The sequence below is a fragment of the Kribbella sp. NPDC048915 genome (assembly GCF_040649595.1).
GTDB lineage: Bacteria > Actinomycetota > Actinomycetes > Propionibacteriales > Kribbellaceae > Kribbella.
In genome coordinates, this window is record NZ_JBEZFT010000086.1 from 28,244 (window position 1) to 31,432 (window position 3,189).

Annotated in this window: 1 protein-coding gene; it reads right to left on the reverse strand. The window is 66.1% G+C overall.

Translation table 11 applies throughout. The features are described from left to right. Nucleotides 1–771 precede the first annotated feature (771 nt). Nucleotides 772–3,003, reverse strand: a complete 2,232-nt coding sequence (locus AB0B82_RS30010; protein WP_360175967.1) for a carbohydrate-binding protein — start codon at nucleotides 3,001–3,003, stop codon at nucleotides 772–774. Nucleotides 3,004–3,189 lie beyond the last annotated feature (186 nt).

The window sequence follows — 3,189 nt, forward strand, 5'->3', positions numbered from 1 at the left end:
TGCTGGCGTGGGTCGCCGGGGCGGTACCTCGGCTCGGGTCGAGGGAGGCCGCGCACTGCCCGGGGTCTCCTGGGTGACCGCGGCCGTGGTGGAGCACGCGGGCCAACACGACGGGTCAACCCCTCGTATTGGGGGTTCTCTGCTGGTCTACGAATAGAGAACCCCCAACACGCGCGGATATCCCCCCGCGTAGCAGCCACCCGGCCGGGCTGCCTCGTGCGCTCGTGGTGGAACGTGCGCTCGTGGTGGAACGCGCAGGCCAACACGGTGGGTCAACCCCTCCTGTTGGGGGTTCTCTGCTGGTGTACGAGCAGACAACCCCCAACACGCACGGATATCCCCCCGCGTAGCAGGCTGAACCGTGCTGTAGATCAGCCGGCGGTGATCTGGTCAGCGGTCCTCTGGTCGGTGTTCGGGCCGCGATGGTGCGGCGTGACAGTGCCACGCGTGACAGTGCCGCGCGTGACAGTGCCGCGCGTGACAGCGCCGCGCGTGACAGCGCCGCGCGTGACAGCGCCGCGCGTGACAGCGCCGCGCGTGACGGTGCGGCGTGACTTGGTGCGGTGTGGTCGTAAGAGTCTCTGGGCTTCCGCTGCACGGTGGGTTCACCCACGGTGTTGGGGGTTCCGCACCCTTCACACGGGTCAGGAACCCACAACACGATGGGTGAACCCACCGCGTGGGACGCGCGCGCGGCGCCCAGCGCGGGCGCCGACTCGGGCACCCAGAACCACCCACGGATCGGTCACATGAGCTGGGTATTCGGTGTGGTTACTCGGTCAGGCGGAGGTAGTCGAGGTTGAAGCCGCCGGTTTCGCAGAAAACGGTCAGCGGCTGGTCGCCGGCCGGGACAGTGATCCGGGTGGTGATCGACTGGTAGTTCCCCCAGCCGCCGGTGTCCGGGACCGTCACCTTGGCGAGCACTGTCCCGTCGACGTTGCGGATCGAGAGCGCGTCGGGCGCGGGTGACCCGGTGCCGTTCGCGACGCGGAGCTCGAGATCATAGGTGCCCTCGGCAACGTCGACGCGGTACTGCAGCCATTTTCCGGGCGCGGTCCAGCCGATGTTGCGCCCGCCGCTCGCGGCCGGGTTGCTCTCGACGAACTCCGGGCCGCCTTCGGTCCACCCGTTCTGGGCGACGTACGACTCCGCTTCGATCTTCTCGCCGACCGGAGCGCCGTGCGGTCGCACCGTCACGCGAACCGAGATCTCGTCGTTCGCAGCACCGTCGGTGACGCGGAAGTTCAGCGTCTGCTCACCGGCCACGGTCGGCTTGAGACTGACCCGCCCGCTGCCGGCGTCGAGCGTGACTCCAGCGGGGAGCTCGGTCGCGTAGTAGCTGAGTCGATCCTTGTCGCGGTCGGTGGCTCGCAGCTGGAACTCGGTCGCCTGGTACTGATCCGCGACGACATCTGGGGTTGCACCGAACTGCGGGGCGTGGTTGTGCCTGCCGGACGGCACGTCACCGTGCCAGCGGTACGTCGCGTACGCACCGGCCGGCACTGTCACGCTGAAGGACTTGCCGGCCACCGTGATTCTGACCGTGCGCGGCGCATCATTGGAGTTGCCCACGATCGCGACGAAGTTGTCGCCACGGTCCTTGAACACCACATTGCCGATCCCGTTCACCGTACCGCTCGACTCGACCCGGTTGTGCTGCGGACCGAGGTACTTCGCGAACTGCCCGAGCGCGTAGAGCTCGGAACGGACCGAAAACGTTTTCGTGGACGTGTCGACCTTCACCAGCCGGTTCGGCCACTTGGTGGTCCGGCCGACCTCTTCCCAGTCGATGTTGTTGTCGCGCGCCGGTGTCCAGTGCAGCGTGCCGCCGTCCTGGTCGGTCGCCTGGGCCCAGAGTACGTACGACGACGCGTCGAGGCGGAAGTAGTTCAGTACCGTGGCCGGACTGAGGTCGCTCGTTTCCGTCATGTGCACGGGCTTTCCGAATTCCTGGTACGCGTCCCGCATCACCGCCGGGTCGCCCCAGTACGGGTGGAACGCGATCGCGTCCGACGCTTTCCGCGTGGCCGGGTCGTTGAAGATCCGGTGGTAGTTCTTGGTTTCCGTGCTGTTCGGGTCGCGCCAGTCGTAGAAGTTGAAGTCGTGCACGTACAGCTCGGTGCGCAGCCCGGCCCGCCGTACCTCACGTTTGATCGCGACCGCGAGTTTCTGCTGCTGCTCGATGCTGATGTCCATCGCCGGATACACCACGTCGATCCCCGGCTCGTTGAGCAGCGTCAACGCGTCGATGGTGATGCCATGTTTCGCGTAGGCCTGCAGGTATTTCACGTAGTACCGCGCGAACACGTCGATGCAGTCGTCGCGGAGCTTGCCGACCTGGTAGTACGACGTCGTACTGCCCGGCTTCAGTGCGACCTCACCGGTGAAGCGGTTGTTGGTCTTCATCCACGCGGGCGCACTCCACGCCGACGCGAAGAACGTCGCCCGCGGGTTGTACTTCTGGATCAGCTTCACCGTGTCGACGAGGTGCGCGTCGACATCGCGCTTGATCGAGAAGTACTTCAGTTGCCGGTCCTCGGTGACGCCGGCCGGCAACTCGTCGTACGACCAGAACGGTAGATGCTCGATCAGATCCGGGCTTCCGATCGTCAACCGGAACCGGTCGAATCCGGCCCCGGTCCGCGGGTCCACGAGCAGCCGGATCGCCCGCTCGCGCTCCTTCGGTGTCAGCTTCCACAAGTTCGACACGCTCGTTTCGTCGAGGGAGAACCCGACGCCGGTGTACTTCTGCCGGACGACACTCGGGTCGATCACTACCGTCGCATCTGCGGTTCCGGAGTCGTTTCCGACGTACGTCCTCGGCAGGTCCTGCCACTGTTGCGCGGCACCGCTGGAGTACGTCCCCTTCACCACCGCCCCTCGCTGCGCCCCCTTCTGCGCCCCGTTCTGCGCCCCGTTCTGCGCCGCTGCCGGCCCACCACCTGCCGCCAGCCCCGCCGATACCACGCCGACTGCCACCACGACCCCAAGAGTCCGCCTCACAAACCCTCCACCTCGTCGCCGGAAAGCCTTTTCACGCAGGCAGACTCTAGGTACGGAAACCTCCCACCGACAGCCCCTGCCGGTTCCGGAACTAGAGCGTGTCTGACAAACATTGGGGCTGTTCGTTGAGAGCCTTGGTGTCGTGTCGAGGTTTCGGTTGTTGTCGGATGTGCAGTGGTCGTTGAT